At 61.3% G+C, this 22,410-nt stretch carries 21 protein-coding genes; 12 read left to right on the forward strand and 9 right to left on the reverse strand.

What is annotated here, in order from left to right:
* Nucleotides 1–3: 3 nt before the first annotated feature.
* Entirely contained in the window at nt 4–1,350 is a 1,347-nt protein-coding gene (locus tag QMF22_RS13240; RefSeq protein WP_283454352.1) for a TrbL/VirB6 family protein, read from the reverse strand.
* 24 nt (nt 1,351–1,374) lie between these two features.
* Nucleotides 1,375–1,644: a DUF6112 family protein gene (locus QMF22_RS13245; RefSeq protein WP_104090819.1), complete on the reverse strand. Its 270-nt coding sequence runs from the start codon at nt 1,642–1,644 to the stop codon at nt 1,375–1,377.
* 142 nt (nt 1,645–1,786) lie between these two features.
* Between QMF22_RS13245 and QMF22_RS13250 the strand changes: the two genes are divergently transcribed.
* Nucleotides 1,787–3,379 carry a PucR family transcriptional regulator gene (locus tag QMF22_RS13250; protein ID WP_283454355.1) on the forward strand — a complete coding sequence of 531 codons (1,593 nt, stop codon included), beginning with the start codon at nt 1,787–1,789 and terminating at the stop codon, nt 3,377–3,379.
* A gap of 1 nt (nt 3,380) precedes the next feature.
* On the opposite strand, the gene QMF22_RS13255 is transcribed toward QMF22_RS13250, so the two are convergent.
* From QMF22_RS13255 to QMF22_RS17530, 6 genes are all read right to left on the reverse strand, one after another.
* Nucleotides 3,381–4,028, reverse strand: a complete 648-nt coding sequence (locus QMF22_RS13255) for a hypothetical protein (protein WP_283454357.1) — start codon at nt 4,026–4,028, stop codon at nt 3,381–3,383.
* Nucleotides 4,029–4,058: 30 nt separating this feature from the next.
* Complete coding sequence (locus tag QMF22_RS13260; RefSeq protein WP_283454359.1) at nt 4,059–5,396, reverse strand: NAD(P)/FAD-dependent oxidoreductase; 1,338 nt, start codon at nt 5,394–5,396, stop codon at nt 4,059–4,061.
* Between the two features lie 75 nt (nt 5,397–5,471).
* Nucleotides 5,472–6,299: a transporter substrate-binding domain-containing protein gene (locus QMF22_RS13265; protein WP_283454361.1), complete on the reverse strand. Its 828-nt coding sequence runs from the start codon at nt 6,297–6,299 to the stop codon at nt 5,472–5,474.
* The gene (locus tag QMF22_RS13270) at nt 6,296–8,149 is read right to left on the reverse strand and encodes a hydantoinase B/oxoprolinase family protein (RefSeq protein WP_283454363.1); all 1,854 of its coding nucleotides are present in this window, start codon (nt 8,147–8,149) and stop codon (nt 6,296–6,298) included. The genes QMF22_RS13265 and QMF22_RS13270 overlap by 4 nt, the downstream gene beginning before the upstream one ends.
* 3 nt (nt 8,150–8,152) lie before the next feature.
* Nucleotides 8,153–10,237: a hydantoinase/oxoprolinase family protein gene (locus QMF22_RS13275; RefSeq protein ID WP_283454365.1), complete on the reverse strand. Its 2,085-nt coding sequence runs from the start codon at nt 10,235–10,237 to the stop codon at nt 8,153–8,155.
* Between the two features lie 150 nt (nt 10,238–10,387).
* Complete coding sequence (locus QMF22_RS17530) at nt 10,388–10,903, reverse strand: acyl-CoA thioesterase (protein ID WP_502846957.1); 516 nt, start codon at nt 10,901–10,903, stop codon at nt 10,388–10,390.
* A 54-nt stretch (nt 10,904–10,957) separates the two neighbouring features.
* On the opposite strand from QMF22_RS17530, the gene QMF22_RS13280 reads away from it, so the two are divergent.
* The 5 genes from QMF22_RS13280 to QMF22_RS13300 all read left to right on the forward strand — a co-directional run bounded on the left by QMF22_RS13280 (nt 10,958) and on the right by QMF22_RS13300 (nt 15,156).
* Nucleotides 10,958–11,938, forward strand: coding sequence for a phosphotriesterase family protein (locus QMF22_RS13280; protein WP_283454368.1), 981 nt, complete (start codon nt 10,958–10,960; stop codon nt 11,936–11,938).
* Between the two features lie 241 nt (nt 11,939–12,179).
* Entirely contained in the window at nt 12,180–12,833 is a 654-nt protein-coding gene (locus QMF22_RS13285) for a transporter substrate-binding domain-containing protein (protein ID WP_283454370.1), read from the forward strand.
* Between the two features lie 70 nt (nt 12,834–12,903).
* Nucleotides 12,904–13,554: an amino acid ABC transporter permease gene (locus QMF22_RS13290; protein ID WP_283454372.1), complete on the forward strand. Its 651-nt coding sequence runs from the start codon at nt 12,904–12,906 to the stop codon at nt 13,552–13,554.
* A gap of 3 nt (nt 13,555–13,557) precedes the next feature.
* Nucleotides 13,558–14,322: an amino acid ABC transporter ATP-binding protein gene (locus QMF22_RS13295; protein WP_283454374.1), complete on the forward strand. Its 765-nt coding sequence runs from the start codon at nt 13,558–13,560 to the stop codon at nt 14,320–14,322.
* Between the two features lie 57 nt (nt 14,323–14,379).
* Nucleotides 14,380–15,156 (forward strand): enoyl-CoA hydratase/isomerase family protein, encoded by a 777-nt coding sequence (locus QMF22_RS13300; RefSeq protein WP_283454376.1) that lies wholly within the window; start codon nt 14,380–14,382, stop codon nt 15,154–15,156.
* 42 nt (nt 15,157–15,198) lie between these two features.
* On the opposite strand, the gene QMF22_RS13305 is transcribed toward QMF22_RS13300, so the two are convergent.
* Complete coding sequence (locus QMF22_RS13305; RefSeq protein ID WP_283454378.1) at nt 15,199–15,648, reverse strand: GNAT family N-acetyltransferase; 450 nt, start codon at nt 15,646–15,648, stop codon at nt 15,199–15,201.
* 98 nt (nt 15,649–15,746) lie between these two features.
* Here QMF22_RS13305 and QMF22_RS13310 point away from each other — a divergent pair, with 98 nt between their 5' ends.
* From QMF22_RS13310 to QMF22_RS13335, 6 genes are all read left to right on the forward strand, one after another.
* Nucleotides 15,747–17,414 (forward strand): AMP-binding protein, encoded by a 1,668-nt coding sequence (locus QMF22_RS13310; RefSeq protein WP_283454380.1) that lies wholly within the window; start codon nt 15,747–15,749, stop codon nt 17,412–17,414.
* A 69-nt stretch (nt 17,415–17,483) separates the two neighbouring features.
* Nucleotides 17,484–18,221 carry a TetR/AcrR family transcriptional regulator gene (locus QMF22_RS13315; RefSeq protein ID WP_283454382.1) on the forward strand — a complete coding sequence of 246 codons (738 nt, stop codon included), beginning with the start codon at nt 17,484–17,486 and terminating at the stop codon, nt 18,219–18,221.
* Nucleotides 18,222–18,244: 23 nt separating this feature from the next.
* Nucleotides 18,245–19,474 (forward strand): acetyl-CoA C-acetyltransferase, encoded by a 1,230-nt coding sequence (locus tag QMF22_RS13320; RefSeq protein WP_283454384.1) that lies wholly within the window; start codon nt 18,245–18,247, stop codon nt 19,472–19,474.
* Nucleotides 19,475–19,515: 41 nt separating this feature from the next.
* Nucleotides 19,516–20,277: an SDR family oxidoreductase gene (locus QMF22_RS13325; protein WP_283454387.1), complete on the forward strand. Its 762-nt coding sequence runs from the start codon at nt 19,516–19,518 to the stop codon at nt 20,275–20,277.
* The gene (locus tag QMF22_RS13330) at nt 20,270–20,761 is read left to right on the forward strand and encodes a MaoC family dehydratase (RefSeq protein ID WP_283454389.1); all 492 of its coding nucleotides are present in this window, start codon (nt 20,270–20,272) and stop codon (nt 20,759–20,761) included. The genes QMF22_RS13325 and QMF22_RS13330 overlap by 8 nt, the downstream gene beginning before the upstream one ends.
* A 56-nt stretch (nt 20,762–20,817) precedes the next feature.
* Nucleotides 20,818–22,407 carry an amidohydrolase gene (locus QMF22_RS13335; RefSeq protein ID WP_283454688.1) on the forward strand — a complete coding sequence of 530 codons (1,590 nt, stop codon included), beginning with the start codon at nt 20,818–20,820 and terminating at the stop codon, nt 22,405–22,407.
* The last annotated feature ends 3 nt before the right edge of the window (nt 22,408–22,410 follow it).

The following is a 22,410-nucleotide window of genomic DNA, read 5'->3' on the forward strand; positions in this document are numbered from 1 at the left end:
GACCTATCGTCCGGTCGGCAGTTCCTGCGGTGAAGCGGATGCCGATGCTCGCCTTGGGTTAGGAGTCGGCGCACTCGGAGCGCTGGCATCGCCGGCGGATTGGGTGTGGGCATCCGCTTTCTGTGCAACCGCGCTGCCGATCTTCGGGCCGGCCTTTGCTGCGGTGGCGATGCCTGCAGCTCCGGCCGCGACTCCCGCGGTGGCCACGCCTGCGCCAGCCCCAATTGCTGCGCCGCCCGTTCCGGCGCTCGTCCCGGCACCAGCGTTCGCAGATGCGCCAGCACCCGAGGCTCCGGCAGCCGACGACGTGGGACCCGGTCCGCTGCTGCTGGACGGTGCCGATGGGGCAAGGCCAGTCTGTGTCGCTCGACCGCTGCCGCCTGGGCCCAGAACCTTTTGCGCGCTACTCATCATCGGTGCGCTCGGCACCGGCACAGGGCGGTTCAGCGCCGACTTTGCCTCCTGCTCGCTCGACATCGCGTGGTAAATGTCGAGCCCGACGAAGTTGAGGAACTTGTAGGTGATGTAAGGCGCGAAGGCGGCAATGAACATCAGCACGATGCCGGCGATGGGGTCGCTGACGGAGGCCAGATCCGCATCGATCGGGGCCGAGACCTGCGCGACTGCGACCAGAAAAATCACGACGAGCACGAGCTTGGAGAGGATGAGCGCGACGACGAAGGCGACCCATTTGGAGAACCAGCCTTTGGCGGCATCCCAGGTGGCGCCGGCGAGGGCGATCGGTCCGAAGACGATGGCGACCAGAAGCAGTGCTTTGCGGATGAGTAGGGAGAACCAGACGATGGCCGCGCCGCTGATGGCGAGGCCGGCGAGGAAGATCGTGAGGATGGCGCCGACGCCGGGTGCGCCGGGGCTGATCGCGGTCAGGCCCACGGCGAGCAGCGCGATGCGGTTGCCCATTCCTTCCATGGTGTTGCCGCTGGCCTGCACGATGCCGATGGAAAGCTGGTCGGTGATTTCGAGGAGCAGGCCGGTGATGGTGATGATGACGAAGGATCCGAGAACCGATTTGGCGACGCCGAGCGCGGCGCGGGACAGCGCGGTCGGGTCGCGGTGTACGAGGCCGGTGATCAGTTGCAGGCAGAAGAAGATCAGGGTGACGAACACGGCGACGCCGAACAGCACGTTGTAAACGTCGATGTAGGTCGGGTCGGTGAGGTCGACGAGGGTGGTCGTGTCGAACGCAGCCCAGACGGATTCGAACAGCCAGGCGGCGGTGGAGCCCATCGCACTGGCGAGCCAGTCGAAGGGGGCCGCGACGACAGCGGATGCGACGTCGGTGACGCCGCTGCAGACATCCGCTACGACCGGTACATCGCACACGCTCATCGGTTGCCCTTTTAGAATCGCGTGTCAGACGGACTGGCCGACGTTCCAGAAGAAGTTGACGAGGGTGACGGCGGCGCCGCAGATGATCGCGGCACCGCAGGCCACCATGACGCCGGTTTTGCCGCGGGAGGCGAGGTGAGGGTTGGACGAGTTGGCGCCGAATCCCCAGACGATCGCCGCGACAATGAGGGCGAGCACGCTCAGCACGAGGCCGATGGTCATCACCGCGCCGACGATGACGCGCAGTTGTTCGATGCCGGGAAGGCCCGTGCCATTCGGGTTGATGTCGATCATCGGTGGCTCCCTGTGTCGTTTGATGCGTACGACAGGGAGGAGCGCACCGCATCCCGCGATCTGACGACGTAGAGAAGGTGCGGTGGTCTTCCGCGGCGTGCGCCGTCACATGTCCGGAACGTTGACCCTCTAGGGTCGACATATGATCCCCGGCACTTCCCTCCATACGACCGGCACCGATCTCCGCGCCCTGTGGCAAACCCAGCCGGCAATGATTACGACAACTGTGCTCTGGGCTCCCTCCCATCGTCTGAACGCCACCGTTGCATGGGTAACCGTTTGGTCACCGGAGCACATCGACGGCGATCTGGCAGGCCATCTTCTGCTTGTTCGACCCGACCTGGCTCTTTTGGCGATCGATTACGCGGTTGAGTGTGGTTCCGTCGCAATTGCCACCCTCGGCGCCGCGGTCGATCTAGACCCAGATGTACTTGCGGCGGCGCGCGTGCGAAATATTGCCATCGCCACCGTCGAGAGTGCTCTCACGCCGACGCGATTGGCACGCCAGTGGAATACACAACTAGTACAGGCTCGTGATCGTCGGGCTGAAGAGGCGCTCGATCTGCATGAGCAGTTAGCCAGGGCGCTGCTTGCGAATGCCGGAATCAGTGGCGCATTGCGTTTAGCCTTGCGACCGCTGCCCGAGGTGGAGGCTGTTGCCTTTAGCTATTTTGGCGAGATCGTTGGATCGCGGCAACCCTCCGCCCGAATCTTGACCGAAGTAGAGGGCCTGTTTATCACGGCGAAGCGCCTGCTCCGAGACCAGGACTGGGCCGAGGAAAAACAACCGGATGGTACGACGATCACCGCCGTTACAGTCCGAGTTTTTCGCAACCCAGAGGTTTTTCTTGCCTTTCGCAGTACCCGGGTGGCAACCGACCGGGATCGAATTGCGTTTCGGCATTGCGCGGTCGCCGTGCTTCTTGAACTCGGTCGGCAGCAGACCGTTCGGCGCGCCCGCCGCTCTGCAGTGGAACCATTCCTGCGCGGTCTCGATGAGGGCAGTCTCAGTCTGTCAGACGCGAGAAACCAACTTCAAAATCTCGGTTTCCAAGCAGTTGAGGGGTATCGGGTGCTGTGCCTTAACGCCCCAGTAGAACTCAGCACAGGGCAGGTCTGTTCTCTCGCTGAGGATGCGCTTGAAACTTCTGGAACCCCCGTTGTCGGTTCGATCGACGAGCACATCTACTGCATCATCGAGGAATCCGGAACCGATCAGGCGCAACGACTACTGGAAGCCTGTGTCGGACGCGGTTGGACCGGGGTCAGAATCGGCGTTAGCCGGGTGAAGTCTGATGCGATCAACCTGCGTGCAGCTATGCGCGAGGCCAACATCGCTGCATCACAGCAGAGTCTCACCGAGAACGGAATCCAGCGAGTCGAAGACCTTGGAATCCAGTCGATGCTGGCGCCCTTGCTCAGCTCTGACGCGACGACCTCGTTTCTGGCTGGGCTTCTCGGGCCTCTGATCGAGCGCGATGGCGCTGATGACACCCGTTTGCTGGAGACTCTAATCGCCTATTTCGATGCCGGTTGCCATCCTGGGCCGACGGCTGTGGCTCTCAGTCTGCATCGGCATAGCCTCGGCAATCGGCTTGACCGCATCGAGGCATTGCTCGGTATGGATCCGCGAGCCCCTCAGCACATGCTGACGTTTTCCCTGGCCGTGCAGCTGTGGAAGGAATTGGGCGAATCGGGGCAGCGCGTGCTAACTGGCAGGGTGACAAGCTTGTAAGTCATACGCCTGAAGAATCGACCATCTGCTGGGCAATTATGCAGTGCAGTCGAACGTCGCTGAGCTTTGACAGGGCACGGCTGTACTCATCGGGATCAGTGGTAAGTCGTACCCGGAGGCGGTTCATTTCGTCACGGTTGAAAACGAGGTCTCGACGGATGGATTCCCAGAACATGGGTGTTGAGCTGTGAAACTCGTGAGCGATCTCGCTGGCCAGCGGCGCGTAGAACACGAACAAGGCGTCGGTGAACAACGGCACGAGGTATGGGCGACGCAAATGCAATATTGCGAGAGCGAGGGGTGCGCCCAAGCCGTACCGATACCGAAAGTGCGTGTACAGCTCGGTTACTCGATCTAGAAGTTGTGGATCGATCGACGGGTCGGCGTCCCGCAACCGTAATTGATGCGGTACGCCGCCCCAATTCGCGCTGACCGCGGCAATGAGTGCCCGTGATACCCGACCGGCGTCGAGTTCGACACCGAGCGCAAGGATTCGACCGAAATCGGCGAGGGTCAGCAGGTCATCTGGCTGCGGATCAAGCGCTGGCAGATTACCGGCGAAGTCGAAGTAGATCACCGCGTCCTGCCGATAAACGTGCAGGAGCAGCCACGCCTCGCTCTCATCGAGCTGGGTTCGGCCAATCCGCATTTCGCCCTCCGCAGGTTTGCTCTTGCAACTCTAGGCGGACACGGCTACCCGACTACGCCGGGAGGTTGGGGCTGGCCCACGGCTACCGAAGCGATTCGCGTCGAAGGCGGAGCTCCAACCAGGCAGTTTTTGCCCGCCGAGGGCACTGATGGCCAGTTCAGCGGATGCCGGACCGAGAGTCAGGCCAATCATGTTGTGTCCCGCAGCCACCACCACACGGTCGCTGGATCGAGCAGCGCCGATGAGGGGGAGTCCGTCGGGCGTCATCGGCCGGGGACCGACCCACTCGTCGAAACGGGCATTCCAATCAATTCCCGTCAGGTAGGGACTGGCCGCGCGAATGATGCGTTCGATGCGACTCGGGTTGAACTTGTCCATAGTGCCGTCGAATTCGACTGTGCCGCCGATGCGCAGTCGGTTGCCCATAGGCGTAGCGACAGCGTTTGATTCGGGCATGTTTATCACGTGTTCGGGCATCGTCTCGGGAGAGACACTAAAGCTGTAGCCCTTTCCGGACTGGATGGGTGCACGCACACCCACAGATTTGAGCACCTCCGGTGTCCAGGCGCCTGACGCGATGACGACGGCATCAGCAGGGTGGTCGCCCTTATTCGTATGCACAACGACTGAGTCGCGGTATGGAGTGACGCCAGTGACCTCGGTGTGTTCAATGAATTCGACGCCGACAGCAAGCAGGGCGGCGTGCAAATCGCGTACGAGGACCGAGGGATCGACGAACCACTGATCGGGCCAGTGATACCCGGCGACTACTTTGTTCGACACCACGGGAGCAAGTTCGCGAATTTCGTCGCCAGAGATCAATTCCGTCGGTGCCGCGAGACCGAACCGACGCACGTTCTGTGACACTGCAAATTCGCGTTGCGCCCGCGCGTCATCGCCGAAGCAGCGCAGGTTGCCCGACTTGTCCAACGTGGTCGCAACTCCCAGATCGGGGAGCTGTTCGAACAGTTCGAAGCTGCGCTTGGACAGCGATGATAGGGCTTCAAAACCGTGCTCGTACGCGATTGGTCGGCAGTTGCGGGCGAATCCCAGCAGCCAGCGGCTGAGGTTCACGCTTGGGGGTAGGTGAATGCGAAGAGCCGCATCGGGAGCGAGCGAATTCGCGAGTCCGTTCTTGACCATGCCCGGGGCCGGCATCGGATTAGCCATTGACGGGCAAATCTCGCCGGCGTTCCCCTGTGACGCGCCACTTCCGACCACGCTGCGTTCGATCACCCGAACCTTGTACCCGGCGCGCTGGCCGTAAAGCGCCGTGAACAGGCCGATGAGCCCGCCTCCGACAACGGTGATCTCACTGATTCCGGGGCGCTGCGTGGGCAGGGTGCTCGGCCGGTTATCCGCGCTCATGATGATTTCCTTTTCTGTCGTGCTCGAGAGGCTGCGGGGTGGGCCGTGCAGCGCACGGCCCACCAATGAATGCAACTAGCTAATGTCTTCGCCGAACCATTCCATGCTGATCTTTGTGTAAGTGCCATCGTCATGGATGGCCCTCAGCGCCGTGTTAATGGCGGCCAGAAGCTCCGGGTTGTCCTTGTTGACCGGGATAGCGGCGATGTCAGGCAGCAGAACGTCGCCCACTGATTCAACCTTCAGATCGGCGCTATTGGCGAGGAACTTCCCGATGAAGCCCTGGGCGATGACGGCATCCACGCGACCAGCATCCAGGTCGCGGAGTGCGTCGACGGTTGCCTGATAGGTCGTGATCTCGCCTACACCGGTCAGGGTGCGCGCATAGGTTTCAAACGTGGTGCCGAGCGCTACTCCGAGGTTGGAATCAGCAAGGTCGGTGACATCACCAATCGGCGAGTCTTCGTGCACAAAGAGGCTGGCACCGGTGGAGTAGTAGGGGTCGGTGAAGTCGACCTCTTTGAGACGTTCTTCGGTGCTCGCCATTGATCCGACGATGGCGTCGAAGCGATTGCTATTCAAACCGGCGATCAGCGTCGTGAAGGCGCCGGTTACGGGTGCTGCTTCCAGATCCAGCTTGTCGGCGATCGCATTGCAGATGTCGACGTCAAAACCAACAAGGGTATTGGTGTCGTCATAGAAGTTGAACGGCCGGTACTCGCCGCTCATGGCGCAGATGAACTTGCCCTTCTCGACGGTGGTGACAGCAGGTGCGGCCGCAGTGTCGGTCGGTTCGGCCTTGTCAACAGCAGCAGAACAGGCGGTGGCACCTAGGAGCAATCCTGCCGCAAGCGTGGTCGCCGCAATGCGGCGTAAAGCGGTAAGCGAGTGTTGAGTCTTCATAGGATTGTCCTTCTTTCATTGTTTGCTGCGGCGATTGATGGGGGAAATATTGGGGGAGCGGATGCGGTTGCGCGGCTGGAACGCACCGCCGCGGTTTTCGGGGCATCGACCAGACCATCAAGGGTCAGGACGACGCCGTAGTCGGCTTCAGCCTGCGCCGCGTCGATATAGCCGAGGTGGCAATCGCGCGCGACCCGAGCGGAATCGCGCTCCAACGGGTCGCCGTATCCGCCACCGCCAGGGGCGTAGAACGTGACGGTGTCGCCGAATTCAAGATCGAGGGTTGGTCCAGCTTGATTGGCCAGAACCTGTGCAGCAGGCGTGCCTTCGTTGATAATCCAGCGGCTCACCCCGCCGCTGCCGCCACCGAATAAGCCGTGGGGTGGGATAACCGAGCGCTGAGAGGTGTGTGAGAACTTCACCTCGTTTCCGAGGGCTTGCCAGGAAAGAATCACGCCCAGACCACCGCGATACTTGCCCGGGCCCGCGGAGCCGGGGCGCAGTTCTTTGCGCAGGTAACGAACGGGCCCCTCGACTTCCGAGCTCTCGATCGATGTGCTCGCAACATTGGTAATCCAACCGGGCATTCCCGTCAGACCGTCTTTGGTAGCGCGAGCGCCAAGCCCGCCGACGCTCGGTCCCGCACCGTTGCCCCAGCCTCGGCGCCCGGAAACGTCGCCGCCATCAGGGTGACTTTCGAGATTGATGGCCGACGCGACGCAATAGACCATCCCGCACGAATTGGCCACGACAGCGGCAGGGACCGCCGGCGCGAGAGCTTCGAAGACGAGGTCCACGATCTGGTGGGTGACCGCCATGCGCTGGTACACAGCGGCCGGAAACCGCGGGTTCACGAGCGAGCCCTCCGGTGCGACGATATGCACAGGGTTTGACGAGCCTTCATTTTTGGGAATGTCAGTCGGGAGAAGCGACAAGAGGCCGAACAAGCTGGCCGATATCGTTGCCGACATGGGGCAATTGATCGGTCCGGCAACGGATGCATCTGTTCCGGTGAAATCAAAGGTGATCTCGTCGCCAGCGACGATCACCGTCAGTGCAAGCTTGACCGGGCCGCACATGCTCCCGTCTTCGAGCAGGGTCGTCTCGGCAAAATACCGTCCGTCGGCGATCTGGGAGATATAACTACGGGTACGCCGCTCTGCATAGTCGATCTGACTGTCGATGGCCTCATCGATCGCGAAAAGACCGTATTTCTCAACTAAGGCGAGAAAGCCATTTGAACCGACCTTCGCCCCTGCCACCTGCCCGAGAATATCCCCACGCTGTTCATACGGAGAGTTCGTATTGGCAAGTATGAGCTTGAACAGTTGCTCATCGAGAACGCCTTTATTGAACAGTTTTATGGGCGGAATACGCAGACCCTCCTCGAAGATGGTCGTGTGCCAGCCTTCAGGATCATTTCCGCCGGAACCAGCCAGGTGCGCAAAGATCGTCGAGAATCCGATCAACTTTTCGCCGAGAAATATCGGGTGATAGACGATAAAGTCCGACGTGTGGTGAGCTCCGACACTGCCGCCGACGTAAGGGTCGTTGGTCAGGATGATGTCGCCAGGCTTCATGTCGCTCGCCGGGATGTGCTCCTGGAGCATTGCTCGCAGACACGGTCCCAGAGCGTTGAGATGTACGGGGATGTTCGCGCCTTCAGCGACGAGCCGACCCGAGACGTCGAAAATAGACGAGGAGCAGTCCTTGCCTTCTTTGAGAAGCAGGGAGTAGCTGGTGCGCTCCATGGTGTCGGTCATCTGTTCGGCGAGAGATTCCAGAGCACTGCGGATGACCTCAACCGTGATGACATCGAGTGTGCTCGTTGGAACGAGAGATGTGGGCATGGGTCAGACGCTCCTTGAGGAAGTAGACGAGGCGAGGGCCGGTGCGAGATCGTAGATCACGAGACTTCCGTCGTCGGCGGGTTCCAGCAGATGGCCGGGCGGAACGACAATGGTGCTTCCGGATTCCTCGATGATCGCCGGGCCCGTGATGGAATCGCCCTGCCGGATGGCGGCGCGAGCGAAGACGGGTACGTTAAGCCAAGTACTGAAGAAAGCGCTACGAGTCGTGGTGGGCATCGGCGCGACGCCATCCTCCGCGCGCGCAAGCGCAACCGGAAGGGGGCTGTAGGTCTTTCCGATTCCGGTGACGCGAAGGTTCACGAGCTCGATCGGATCGGAGTGGGACGCGTGTCCATATCGGCCCTCATGCTGGCGATGGAATTCGCGCTCCAGACCGTCGATAATGGCGGTTGTGATCGGCCCGGGCGGGCACGGCACAATGAGCTCGAAAGTCTGGCCGAGGTAGCGCAGCTCGACGAATCGACGGATTTCCCGGGAATCCTCCTGGACATTGTCCTGTTCCAGTTGGAGCGCGCAGTCCAATTCGAGCCCTCCGAATGCGGTGGTTAGTGCTTCTACGTCGCTTCCAGCCAAGAGGGAGAGGAATGAGGAAAGGACGTCGTGGCGCTGGTCCGTGAGCAGTAGGCCAAGGGCGGAACTATTGCCGGGATTCTGAGGAATCACGAGGCGGGGGGTACCCAATTCGTGAGCCAGTGCGGCGGCGATGAGTCCGCCGGCGCCGCCGAAAGCGATGAGTGCCATGTCGCGGGGATCGTGGCCGCGAGCGATGGTGAGTCGGCGGATGGCACGTAACGACGCGGCAGCGGCCAAGGCCATGATTCCGCTTGCAACGGCAGGCATCGACATGCCTAAGGGCTCGGCGACGGTTTCTATGGCTCGCACCGCTGCATCGCGATCGAGGTTTCGACGGCCGCCGAGGAACGCGCTGGTCCCGAGGTAACCAAGAGCAAGAGCGGCGTCGGTGACAGTTGGACGAACTCCACCTTCACCGTAAGCAGCTGGACCAGGATGTGCGCCGGCGCTTTCTGGGCCCACCCGCAATGCCCCGCCGTCGTCGACCCAAGCGATCGAGCCGCCCCCAGCGCCGATCGGGTCGACCTCAATGGCCGGTTGTTGCACTGGATGACCCTGCATGGCATCGCTGGGCACCTCGATGGGCGCTCCGTCCAATACGAGGGCGACGTCGGTGCTCGTTCCGCCCATGTCGAGCGTGATCACCGCAGGCAGGTCGAGGTTGCGCGCGATCGCAGCTCCGGCGATAACGCCAGCGACTGGACCGGAATTCGTCACGCGGATCGGTTGGCGCCGTGCGGCGTCGAAGGACATCGTGCCTCCGTTGCCCTGCATGGTGAGCAGAACGGCATCGATGCCCATATTCCGCAACTGCTCCTCCAGATGTGCGAAATGCTCAGCCAAGCGTGGTTTGACGAATGCATCGACGGCGGCGGTGCTGGCTCGTTCATATTCGCCGATGGTGGGGCTCAGGTCCGATGACACTGAGATGTATGCAGCTGGCAGTTGCTCGCGTACCAGAGCGGCAATTCGCTGCTCATGTTGATCGTTCTTGTACGAGTGCAATAGACAAATAGCGACCGATTCAACGCCGCGGTTCGCGAACGCTGTAATCGCATGGTGCACATCCGCTTCATTCAACGGCTCGACAATGTGTCCGCGAAAATCAATACGCTCCCGCACGCCGAGCCGGAGCTCGCGGGGAATGAGTGGGATGGGCTGTTCCCACTGGATGTTGTAGATGCTGCCGGCCCGGTGTGAACGAGCGAGTTCGAGAACGTCGGTGAATCCAGCCGTTGTGATTAGTCCGCTGACGGTTCCATCGCCTTGGATGATTCGATTGACCATCACCGTGGTGCCATAGACCACTGTCGACACCCGTGCCGGGCTAACTCCGGCCGTTGCTAGAACCCGCTCAATTCCGTTGATGACGCCGATGACGGGATCACTTGGCGTCGAGGACACTTTGTCCACCCAGACGGCACCGGTTTCCTCGTCGAGCAGCACGAGGTCGGTGTGGGTGCCGCCCGTGTCGATGCCCACTCTGAAAGTCACAATTGAATCCTTTGCTCGGGCTGGAGTGCCGCAGCGTTGGCCGCTAAGAGCCATCTCACCAGCGGGCGCTGAGTCCTGTCACCTTCCGAACGGCAGGTTCGCGACCCTGCTGCCTGGACAAATGTCCAGTGCGACAGCGTGATGATCGCGCTATCCCACGAGAGATTCCAGCCACCGACGCTCCGGGACTGTGAACGGGCGCGATCGGCCAGGACCCTCCTCGACGACAACCATGACTACCGTTCCTGCGGCATAGACGCGATCGTCCGAATCGACTACTGCATCGTAAATGCGACATCTCAAAGTGAATGACGAGGTTCCGACTCGCGAGACTCTGAGGCCAACCAGCACCGGCTCGTGTCTATAAGTCAACGGCATGGAATAGTCGAGGCCCTGTCTCGCGACGACAACTCCACTGGTGAGCAGAGACGCACCATCGCCCGTGGTCGGAAACCAGCGTGCCCGCGCTTCTTCCAGCAACCGAAAGAATTCGACGTTGTTTACGTGCCGGTTGGCGTCCACGTCCGCCCACCTCAGCGCAACTTCGATGGTCTGTTCCGCTGGCATGGACGATTCCGTTCTCTGGGAGTTGCTATGTGACGTTCGTGTTTCGTTTGCACCTGAGGCTTGCTTAGCGGCCGGTGCCGCCTCTATTGTAAAACACATGATCGATCGATCGATCGATCAACGCAGGGGGAGGCTCAGCTTGTTGCCAATTGAGTGGGGCTGCAGAAAATCATGACAATACAGACTGTCCTGGGTCCGATACCGGTTTCCGATCTCGGTATAACCCTTCCGCACGAGCACCTCTTCATTAACCTTCTTCGGGAACGTCGGGGAGACGGCCTAAGCCACGACGAAAACCTCCTGGCTGCCGAATTGGCAGTGTTCCGCGAGCAAGGTGGATCTACGGTTGTCGAACTTTCGTCTCATGACCTGACCGTGGGCGCTTCCGTGACGGCGGCGAGCGACCGGGGCCGGTCAACGCGTCCGATAGAGAATGTCGAAGCCATTGCCCGCCTTTCGAAGACCACGGGATTGAATATCGTGCTCGGCACCGGGCATTACCGGGACCCATTCCTCAACCAAGAATTCTTCGACACTCATTCTGTGGACGAAATTGCCGACGGCATGGTCGTCGATTTAACCGAGGGCTTTCCTGGAACGCATGCGCGTGCGGGTGTGATCGGCGAGATCGGCTCCGATAAGTGGTTCATTTCGGCGCGCGAAGAGCGCTCGTTTCGGGCCGCAGCACGTGCTTCGCGCCGCACCAATGCCGGGCTCTACACCCACGCCGCGCGCTGGCCGGTCGGACTTGCCCAGCTGGATCTGCTCGCCGAAGAATCCATGCAGCCCGATCGGATTGCGGTTGGCCATGTAGACACCGTGCCGGCCGTTGACTACGCGATCGCCATTGCGAAACGCGGCGTTTTTGTCGGGATCGACACAATGTTTGAAGCGACCGAACATGCAGTTCGAAATCGCGTGGAACTAGTTCTTCGCCTTGTGGACGCCGGTTTCGCCGACCAGGTTCTGCTCTCCCAGGACGTCTGTGTGCCGTCCCAACTTCAGGCGAATGGAGGTCCCGGATTCGGTCTCGTTCACGGTCTCTTCAAAAGTCGGGCCCTCAGCGCGGGACTCGATGAGGGGCTCTTCAGCCGGATGGCGAGCGACAACCCGGCCCGGTTTCTAGCCGGCTAGGCACCCCATCACTTCGCTGACCCGAAAATTTTATTTCTCGACCGAATCACACCAGATGAAAGAAGGACATTTGATGAACCACATCCACACCTCAAGGGCTACGCCCGGTCGTTTGGCGGCAGCAACGCTCGTAGTTGTGTCGCTACTCGGCCTTACCGCATGCTCAGCTGAAGTTGAAACGGACCCATCCGCATCGGCATCAACGGTTGCGACGGTAGAAGAGGGCAAACTTACGTGTGCGATGAGCGGGGAATACCGACCGTTCAACTTCTACGATGAGACAAATACCCTCGTGGGATTCGACGTCGACATATGCTCCGCCATCGCCACCGAGATGGGGCTCAAGGCGGCCCCGACAACGGGTGCCTTCAACACATTGATTGCGGGTCTCACCAGCAGCCGATACGACGCAATTATCGGATCAATGGCGGTCACGGAGGAGCGCCAGACCCAGGTGGACTTCAGCGACTCCTATTACTCGACGGGCGCTGAGCTCTTCGTCGGCAAGGACTCATCGATCAAGGACGTGACCGACCTGCAGGGTGCGACCGTAGGTGTCGCTCTCGGAACCACGTTTGAGGAATATGCCAACACCCTCGAGGGTGTGAGCGATGTCACAACCTACCAAGCTGACATTGATGCCCTGCGTGATCTCGCAGCGGGTCGAGTCGATGCTGTGATCACCCAAGGCTTCATGGGACGCTACCTCGCTAAGAACGCCGACCTTGAGGTCGTTGCTGTGGGTGACGTTCTATACCCCGATATCGCGGCCATTCCCGTGAACAAAGACAACCCAGAGCTGCTAGCCGCGATCAACGAAGCCCTCGTCAAGATGCACGAAGACGGTACCTACGCCGCCATCAGCATTGATTGGTTTGGCGAAGACATCAGCTAGCCAACCGGTGGGCGGCCGAACTCAATGTCGGCCGTCCACCTGAATCGTCGCCAACCACCAGGAGTACTACATGGAATTCTTGAATGCCCTGATAACCAGCTGGCCCACCTTGATCAAAGGGCTCACTGTCACACTGAGCCTCACAGCACTCACGCTCGTTTTCTCAGTCATCCTCGGCGCAATAATCGTTGCCCTCAAGATGAGCAAGATACGAGCCCTGTCGGCATTCGCCACTGCTTACCTTGCCATAGTGCGCGGGGTACCACTCATCGCTCTACTCTTCGTCATCTACTTCGGCATTGTGTCCGTCGTCAAGGTGGATGCATTCACCGCCGCAGCAATCGGCTTGAGCGTGCACAGTTCTGCCTATGTCGCCGAAATCTTTCGATCAGGCATCAACTCGGTCCACAACGGCCAGATTGAAGCGTCCCGCTCGCTCGGGATGAGCCGCATAGCCACGATGAGTAAGGTCGTGGCACCCCAGGCTCTGAGAGTTGTCGTGCCAGCGCTCGTCAACCAAGCCATCATTTCTCTGAAAGACAGCGCGGTAGCGTCCTTCATCACTGTCGATGAACTCTTCATGAGCGCTCAACGGCTTTCCGCGGCAACCTTCCAGCCCCTCACCTATTACGCAATCGTCAGCCTGTACTACCTGGCAATCGTCGGAGCGATGACCTATTTCTCCGGTCGCGTCGAGCGTTACTTCGAAAAGCGAGGCTAGACCATGATCAATACCGCATCCCTCACGACCACCCCGCGCGTCACCATCACCGGGGCGGTGAAGAAATTCGGAGACACCGTTGTGCTCAACGGCATCGACCTGCAAGTTCGCTCCGGCGAAGTCGCCGTACTGATCGGCCCTTCCGGGGCCGGCAAGAGCACTCTGCTGCGATGTATAAACGGGCTCGAGCGCCTCACGGCCGGGACCGTTGACATTGACGGTGTGCGCCTGGAGTATCGAGAAAGCGCTCTCAACCACATGCGCGAACACGTCGGCATGGTATTTCAGTCCTTCAATCTCTTCCCTCACCTCACCGCCCTCGAAAACATTACGATGGCGCAAACCCGAGTCTCCAAACGTTCCAAAGCGGATGCCCGTGATCGTGGAATGGCCTTGCTCGCGCGAGTGGGGCTGGCCGAAAAGGCAGACAGCTATCCGAGCGCGCTTTCGGGTGGTCAGCAGCAGCGCGTGGCCATCGCTCGAGCGCTGGCCATGACACCAAAGCTGATGCTGTTCGACGAGCCCACGTCTGCCCTTGATCCTGAGCTGGTTGGTGAAGTACTCCAGGTTATGCGGGAGCTCGCCGATGAGGGCATGACCATGGTCGTCGTCACCCACGAGATGCGCTTTGCACGTCAGGTGGCCGATCACGTGGTCCTCCTCGCCGACGGCGGCATCGTCGAAGAGGGCCCACCCGAGAAGGTGCTCGACGCTCCCGAATCCGAGCGTGCACGGAGCTTCCTGAGCCAAATTCGAGCCGATGGCTGAACGGCGGCGCACGCGTATTGTCGCCCATACCCGCACGACCGACAAGGAGAACAAACAGTGACCGGCACGACCTCTCAACCCGAGTTCGTCACCCTAACCCAGAAGGACGGTGTAGCAGTCCTCCGGCTCAATCGCCCCGACAGATTGAACGCGGCATCGCCCGAGCTCGTTGCGGACTTCAAGGCAGCGCTCGACCGTGCCATTTCCGACCAGGCCGTCGTCGTGATCGTCACAGGAGAGGGGCGGGCCTTCTGTGCCGGTCACGATCTGAAGTCGAGCACGCTGCAACCGGAATCTCCTGAGGCCCTCGAACATCTACACAACGTTCAGGACATCACCCGGCTACTTCGCAGTGCCTCCATCATCTCGATTGCGGCCGTCCACGGGTATGCGCTCGGAGCTGGCATCGAGTTTGCCTTGAGCTGCGACCTGATCGTGGCGGAGGAGGGCACTACCTTCGGTTTCCCCGAAGTGTCCGTGGGGTTGTCGGTAACCGGCGGCATCTCCTACCTCCTGCCGCAGGCGATCGGACTGCCGCGGGCCAAAGAGCTGATTCTTCTCGGCGAGAATTTCGTGGCGGAGAAAGCACTCGAGCTCGGTCTAGTGAACCGTGTTACGGCGGTGGGGGAGCGACTCGTCGTGGCGCGTGAACTGGCCGACAAGATTCTGAGCCAGCCGCACCACGCGCTAGCGCTCGCCAAGGAGTCATTCGAGGTTGCCGTGCGCAGCCAGGTCGAGTCGGCTATGGCCGTGGAAATATCCAACGCACTTCTCACGGGAGATTCGGCGGACGCAGACGTGGCCAAAGCAGAATTCGCGACCAAGGGCCAGTAGTCGGGATTGGAGCCGGGCGAGCTCAATCGCCCGGCTCCCGCGTCAGCTTGCCGGCAGCCACCGATAGGTGGTCCAGCCGGACTGGGCCACGGCACCCAACTTGCGGTAGAAGCGCTCGGCGCCGTCGTTGCCGGCTGAGACGTCCCACTCGAGGCGTCCAGTCGTGCGGGTACGCAGGTCGTTCATCAACTCCAAACCGAGGCCGGCATTTCGATAGCTGTCATCCACAAAGAGATCCTCGAGCCATATCCCGCTGGCCAAAGACCATGAGGAGAAAGTCGGATACCACATCGCCAAACCAGCGATGGTTTCGGGTGCATCCGGCAGTGAAACGACAGTCACGAACACGGTCGGTGCTGCCCCAGTCAGGGCTTGCTCGAGTCCATCGTCCGTGGCCGCAACCGCGGCCACGCCGCTCTCCGTCTTGGCATGCGTGCGCAGCATTGAACGGATCGTTTCGAGATCAGCGTGGGTGGCGAGTCGAACAGACATTTTTCCTCTTTTGGCCGGTGGTGTGCTTGGTGGGACTGCAATTGCACCGTAGCATGGAGGGGTTACCGATCGATCGATAGATTGAAATTGGACAACACATGAAGGACATCAAGATGATCCGCGGGCAAACCGAAAGCAGCTCCAGCGCCACACCGACCGATACTCCATTGACCACGCCGGGCGCCGGGATCGACAACCTCGGGCAGCTCATCCTGCGCGCCGCAGCGCGGTGGCCCCAACAGACCGCATGGCGTTTCGATGAGACCTCTGACACCCTTTCGTTCAGCCAAGTCGAGCTGGTCACCCGCAACTTGGCCGGGGAACTGGCCGCTGCCGGCATCCGCTCGGGCGATCACGTCGCCGTGCTCGCGCGTAACACTCTGGATTTTCCAGCGGCCTGGCTTGCCCTGGCCCGTCTGGGTGCGGTTATTGTGCCGCTCAATGTGAACTACCGACTCACCGACGCCAGCCACGTCGTGGCCCACGCCCGGGCAAGCTTTATTCTCGCCGTTGACGAGTTTCGCCTGTTGGCCACCGAGGTTGGCGAGCGATGCCCCAACGTGCGCGCAGTCTTATCGCTCGACGAGATGCTGACCAAGTGGCGCTCTGGTGGCCCGGCCAACATCGTCCCGACTCTGGATCAGTCCACGCGCGACCACACCGCGAACATTCAATACACCTCGGGTACGACGGGCAAGCCGAAGGGATGCGTGTTGGGCCACGACTATTGGTTGTCGATCGCCACGACCATGGAGAACGACTTTCCGTTCCTCGCGCCCACCGATGTGATGCTCACCGTTCAGCCGTTTCACTACATCGACCCGCAGTGGAATGTCGTCAGCGCCCTGCTCTCGGGCGCCGAACTCGTGGTGCTCGACCGATTCCACCCGAGCACGTTCTGGCAGCAGGTACGCGCGTACGAGGTCACCTACTTCTACTGCCTCGGCCTCATGCCCACGCTGCTGCTGAAAATGCCCGTTTCACCAGACGACCGCAACAACCGCGTTCGGGCGATCCAGGCCTCAGCCATTCCGGCGGGGCTACATCGCACCCTCGAGGAACGATGGGGCGTGCCGTGGTACGAGGCCTACGGCATGACCGAGACTGGCGCAGACCTGTACGTCGATGAACTCGAACACGACGAACTCGTAGGCAGCGGATGCCTGGGCCGACCACGAAGCCACCGCGAAGCACTTGTTGTCAATAGTGCCAACCAACCGTGCGCTTCGGGGGAGGTCGGTGCGCTGCTCCTGCGCGGTGCCGGCTTGATGGACGCCTACTACGACGACCCTGCAGCCACTGAAAGCGCCTTTGCGGGGGGATGGTTCCACACCGGTGACCTTGCCAGTGTCGATTCGGCGGGGCGCCTCTACTATCGCGGGCGCACCAAGGACATGATTCGGCGAAGCGGCGAGAATATCTCCGCGATCGAGGTTGAAGAAGTGCTCGGCATGCATGTGTCGGTCGATCTCGTAGCCGTCGTGCCGATCGCCGACGAGCTTCGGGGCGAGGAGGTGCTCGCGTATATCGTCAGTGCGGAAACGGTCGGCAGCATTCGGCCTCAGTCTGATGCGGCGCGTGAGCTCTTCAAGAGCGTGCAGGCGCACTGCGCTGCCGAGTTGGCCTACTTCAAAGTGCCCCGATATTGGAAGCTCCTGGATGACCTGCCCCGCACCGTCTCGGAACGGATCGCCAAGCACGAGTTGGCCCAAGCCGGCAGCCTGTCGGGTACCTGGGATGCAACGGAAGGCCGATGGAATGACTGAATCCCCGAGTTTCACCGAATACAATCGATCGAACGATCGGACTCTGAGTTCGTGTCTGAAGGAGTTGTTTTGTCTAAACCCGGCGTGCCGTCACCGGCCATCAATGAGACGCACCAGCGCATCCTCGAATCCGCCGTGCGACTGTTCGCAGACCGTGGGTTCTACGGCACAGGTATTCGTGAGCTCGCCGCGAGCGCAGGACTGTCCACGGCCAGCCTCTATCACTACATGGGCACCAAAGAACGATTGCTCTTTCAGATCATGCATGACGCACTCCAGCGCCTCGTACTGGCCGCGTCGATCATCGAAGCGCAATCGGACGACGTGCGGGTACGTCTTGACCGTCTCGTGCGCATGCACGTCGTCACTCACGCCCTCAGCCGTGATGCCTCCAATGTTGTCGACAACCAAGTCGGAGCCCTTGATCCGGTCGACCGCTTGGTCATCGTGGAACAACGAGACGCCTACGAGCGTTTCTGGGCGCACGCGATCCGCGACGGCGTCGATGCCGGATATTTCCACGTACCCGACCAGAGCTCGGCGCGCATGGCAATCCTCGAAATGTCCTCCGGCGTTGCTCGCTGGTACTCAGCTGGAGGCAAGTACTCCGTCGATGAGATTGCCGACATCCACGTCGACCTCGCCGCGAGTCTCCTGCACGGTGGCGGCACCCGCTTCGACCGCCCACAAACGGAACCGCACCTGGACATCCACGAGCTGGTGGAGAGCATCTGGGCCATTCGATTGCCCGAGCGGGCGAGTTCCCCGGGCACAAAAGCAGCACAAGCTAAACGCGTCCCGCGCTGAACTGGCCGGATGGGAGGCCCCTCGTGTCTGAGCCGGTCATCGTCGCCACCGCGCGCACCCCGATCGGACGCGCTTTCAAGGGCAGTCTGGCCGCCGAACGTCCCGAAGACCTTGCTGCCGCGGCGATCACCGCAGCACTAAGCCAGATTCCGCAGCTGAATCCGCACGAGATCGACGACCTCATCGTCGGTTGCGGTGTGCCCGGCGGGATTCAAGGCAGCAACCTTGCCCGGGTCATCGCCGTTCAGCTGGGCTGGGACACAGTGCCGGGCGTGATCGTATCCAGGTTCTGCGCATCGTCCCTCCAAAGCATCCGCTCGGCGGCCCACGCGATTCGCGCCGGCGAGGGCGACGTCTTTATCGCCGCGGGCGTCGAATCCATTTCGAGCTTCGCTCAAACGAATGTTGACGGCTCACCCCAGGCGCACAGCCCCAATTTTGCGGCTGCGGCCGAGCGAAGCGGGCTGAGAGCCGCTCTGAACGCTCAATCAGCCGCGCCGTGGCGTGACCCGCGCGAAGACGGAGCGCTGCCCGACGTCTACATTCAGATGGGTCAGACTGCCGAAAACGTAGCCTCCCTAACGGGGATCACTCGTCTCGACCAGGACGTTTTTGCCCTGCGCAGTCAGACGCTTACGGCCGCTTCCGCCGCCAGCGGTTTCTGGGCTGAGGAAATCAGTCCGTATCGCCGCGCAGACGGTTCGTTCGTACGCGCAGATGACAGCCCACGGCCGCAGACTACGCTCGAAGCACTTGCCGCGCTGCAACCGGCATTTCGGGCTGGCGGATCGGTGACGGCGGGCAACAGCTGTCCGCTCAACGACGGCGCTGCAGCCGTGGTGATCATGTCCGATGACCGGGCACGGGAGCTGGGTATCGTGCCGTTGGCACGCATCCTCGGGACCGGAGTGTCCGCAGTGTCACCGGAGATCATGGGCATCGGGCCAGTTGGTGCAATTTCTCGGCTTCTCGATCGGCTGGGAATGCCCCTGAGCCAGATCGATGAATTCGAGATCAACGAAGCTTTTGCCGTGCAAGTGCTGTCGAACATTCGGGCCCTGAGAATTGATCCGGCGCGCGTAAACGTGAACGGCGGAAGCCTCGCTGTTGGCCACCCCTACGGCATGACCGGCGCCCGGATTGCGACAACCCTCGTGAACTCCTTAAGGGTTCACGACAAGCAATTCGGAATGGAAGCAATGTGCGTTGCCGGCGGGCAGGGCATGGCCCTGGCACTTGAACGCATGAGCTGATCAGCACAACCAATCGCAACAACTAACGGGTGGGGAGTCCAATGACAACAACAACGAGACCGGTCGCGATTGTGACGGGTGGCGCACAAGGCATCGGTGCGGCGATCGCGCGACGGCTGGCCGCAGACGGAATGGCGGTCGCCGTTCTTGACCTAAACCTCGCCGCTGCCGAGGACTGCGTGCGAGACCTCGTTGCGGGGGGAGCCACAGCCATCGCCGTGCAGGTCGATGTAGCGGATGAGGTCTCTGTGGCAAGCGCTGTGGCACTCGTTGCAGAGCAGCTTGGAGCCCCCCAGGTTCTTGTGAACAACGCGGGAGTTCTGCGCGACAACATGCTGTTCAAGATGACGACTGTCGACTGGGATCTCGTGCTGGGTGTGCACCTGCGCGGCGCTTTTCTCATGTCCCGCGCGGTGCAAAGCCACATGGTGGCGGCGAACTGGGGACGCATCGTCAACCTGTCAAGCACTTCGGCGCTCGGCAACCGCGGTCAGGCCAACTACGCGGCGGCTAAAGCGGGAGTTCAGGGATTCACCAAGACGTTGGCTTGGGAACTCGGCCCATACGGGGTGACCGTGAACGCGGTCGCGCCAGGGTTCATCGCGACCGATATGACTCGCGCTACGGCCGAGCGGCTCGGCGTCACTTTTGAAGACTTCCAGGCAAGCGCTGCGGCCACGATTGCTGTGCGCCGGGTTGGCGACCCCGACGACGTCGCGGAGGCGGTGGCCTTCTTTGTCGGAGTCGGTGCTGGCTTCGTGTCCGGTCAGATTCTGTATGTGGCCGGCGGTCCGCATGGCTGAATCGGCCCTGCCACGGGTGTTCTCGGGGGTTGACGCCGTGACGGCTGCGTGCGGCGAGGAGCTTGGACCCACCCCTTGGCTGCTGATCAGCCAGGACGATGTGGATGCCTTCGCCCGCGTCACGCAGGATTGGCAGACGCTGCACTGCGACCCTGCGTTTGCGGCGCTGTCACCGTGGGGCACGACCATCGTTCACGGATATCTGACGATGTCGCTTCTCAGCTTCTTTGCCGGTCAGCTGTACCGTGTCGAGGGCGTCGCTCACGTGCTCAACTACGGCATTGACAAGCTGCGCTTTCCTGCGCCCGTTCCGGTCGGCTCGCGCATTCGTGCCCGCGCCGTTGTCGGATCGTTCGCCATGAAAGGGGAACTAGGAGTTTTCGGTGTCACTTACAGCATCGAGGTTGAGGGTGCCGCGAAACCGTGCCTCGTCGCAGAAACACTCGTAGGTCTCGTACCCGTCGGCGCTCCAGAAAGCAGATAGACGTTATGGCCATGCCACCGCTCGACCTCATCATTCGAAATGCCACTGTGCTCACCATGGACGACCGCCGGCCGGGGGCTGGGGCGATCGGAGTCCTCCATGGCCGAGTCGTCGCGGTCGGGGCCGACCTCGATGGGTATGCGGCAACGCGGCAGATCGATGGTGCAGGGTTGACCGTTTTGCCCGGATTCAACGACGTGCACTGCCACACCACGTGGTTTGGCTTGTCTCTCACTGAAATCGATTGCGCTCCGCTCCGTCGACTGGACGACGTGTACGCGGCCCTTTCCGCGAATATCGCTGAGACGGCGGAGGGAAACTGGGTTTTAGCGTCCGGGTTCAACCACCAGTCGTTTGGCGGACAGTATCCCGATATCGCCATTTTGGACCGGCTCGCACCGAAGCATCCACTGTTTATTCGACACAATTCCGGTCATGCCGGCATCGTTAACACGGCGGCACTTGAACTGGCCGGGTTCCTGGCCGCGGATTGGGTCGAGGAAGACGGCGCCCTAGCCGTGCGTGACGCCGGGGGGCACTTCACTGGATTGCTCGAAGAGCGTGCCCAACAGCAGGTCCAAGATCTCTTCCTGCCGCACTCCCAGCGAACAATCACGGCTGCGATAGACCGAGCTACGTCGGTCTACGCAGCAGAAGGAATCACGAGCTTTACTGAAGCAGGAATCGGCGGCGGTTGGATTGGTCACAGCCCGCTCGAGCTGGCGGCGTATCAGGCGGCACTCGACACTGGCGTGCTTTCTGCGCGGGCACAACTCATGGTGGCACTCGACGCACTCCACCCCGTGGTCGGGCACGCAGACGACCCGATCAAGCTGGGGCTCGACCTTGGCGTGCGAACCGGATTCGGCAACGATCTCCTGAGAGTCGGGCCGACGAAGGTGTTTCTGGACGGCTCGTTGCTGGGTCTGACTGCCGCAATGAATGATCCGTATTGCGTGGGTGCGGCGCACAACCACGGCTATTTTCAGGGCGATGTCGGGCAGCTCACGGAGCGCATCCTCGCTGCCTACCGGTCGGGCTGGTCCATCGCAGCGCACGCCATTGGGGATTCCGCCATAGACCTCGCGATCGAGATATTCGAGCAAGCGCGGTCACTCTACGGCGACCGCCCTGTGCCGAATCGTATCGAGCATGGTGGCGTCATAACGGATGCTCACCTCGCCCGAATCAAAACCGTGGGTGCGATCGTGGTGCCGCAGCCAGGCTTCATCCGAGCCTTTGGTGTGGAGATGGCCCGCGCCCTCGGAGCTGACCGGGTGCCGCTGTCCTACCGCGCAGCATCACTTCTCTCGGCAGGTATTCCTTTACCTGGCAGTTCGGACCGTCCGGTGACGTCGGGCAACGTGCTGCGCAATGTTCAGGCTTTTGTCGAACGACTCGACGCTGCCGGCGCGGTCTATGGGCCGGACGAGCGCATCAGTGTCGCCGAGGCGCTGAGGGCCTACACGCTGGGCTCGGCGCAAACGACGGGCGCTGGCAACGTCGTCGGGAGTATCGCACCCGGAAAGCTCGCTGACTTCGTCTTGCTCGATCGCAACCCGTTGACGACACCGGTTGAGTCCATCGCCCAGATCGGGGTCGCGGCAACGATGATGAACGGTGAGTTCACGTACGACCAGCGCTAGTGG

Source organism: Cryobacterium sp. PH31-L1, from assembly GCF_030063145.1.
In the GTDB taxonomy this organism is placed as follows: domain Bacteria; phylum Actinomycetota; class Actinomycetes; order Actinomycetales; family Microbacteriaceae; genus Cryobacterium.

Bases quoted from the DNA above. Each gene is read 5' to 3' on its own strand.
- QMF22_RS13325 (WP_283454387.1), top strand. From the start codon at position 19,516: ATGACAACAACAACGAGACCGGTCGCGATTGTGACGGGTGGCGCACAA.
- QMF22_RS13335 (WP_283454688.1), top strand. From the start codon at position 20,818: ATGGACGACCGCCGGCCGGGGGCTGGGGCGATCGGAGTCCTCCATGGC.
- QMF22_RS13310 (WP_283454380.1), top strand. From the start codon at position 15,747: ATGAAGGACATCAAGATGATCCGCGGGCAAACCGAAAGCAGCTCCAGC.
- QMF22_RS13295 (WP_283454374.1), top strand. From the start codon at position 13,558: ATGATCAATACCGCATCCCTCACGACCACCCCGCGCGTCACCATCACC.
- QMF22_RS17530 (WP_502846957.1), bottom strand. From the start codon at position 10,903: ATGTGTTTTACAATAGAGGCGGCACCGGCCGCTAAGCAAGCCTCAGGT.
- QMF22_RS13330 (WP_283454389.1), top strand. From the start codon at position 20,270: ATGGCTGAATCGGCCCTGCCACGGGTGTTCTCGGGGGTTGACGCCGTG.
- QMF22_RS13290 (WP_283454372.1), top strand. From the start codon at position 12,904: ATGGAATTCTTGAATGCCCTGATAACCAGCTGGCCCACCTTGATCAAA.
- QMF22_RS13260 (WP_283454359.1), bottom strand. From the start codon at position 5,396: ATGAGCGCGGATAACCGGCCGAGCACCCTGCCCACGCAGCGCCCCGGA.
- QMF22_RS13240 (WP_283454352.1), bottom strand. From the start codon at position 1,350: ATGAGCGTGTGCGATGTACCGGTCGTAGCGGATGTCTGCAGCGGCGTC.
- QMF22_RS13305 (WP_283454378.1), bottom strand. From the start codon at position 15,648: ATGTCTGTTCGACTCGCCACCCACGCTGATCTCGAAACGATCCGTTCA.
- QMF22_RS13285 (WP_283454370.1), top strand. From the start codon at position 12,180: ATGAGCGGGGAATACCGACCGTTCAACTTCTACGATGAGACAAATACC.
- QMF22_RS13270 (WP_283454363.1), bottom strand. From the start codon at position 8,149: ATGCCCACATCTCTCGTTCCAACGAGCACACTCGATGTCATCACGGTT.
- QMF22_RS13255 (WP_283454357.1), bottom strand. From the start codon at position 4,028: ATGCGGATTGGCCGAACCCAGCTCGATGAGAGCGAGGCGTGGCTGCTC.
- QMF22_RS13250 (WP_283454355.1), top strand. From the start codon at position 1,787: ATGATCCCCGGCACTTCCCTCCATACGACCGGCACCGATCTCCGCGCC.
- QMF22_RS13245 (WP_104090819.1), bottom strand. From the start codon at position 1,644: ATGATCGACATCAACCCGAATGGCACGGGCCTTCCCGGCATCGAACAA.
- QMF22_RS13265 (WP_283454361.1), bottom strand. From the start codon at position 6,299: ATGAAGACTCAACACTCGCTTACCGCTTTACGCCGCATTGCGGCGACC.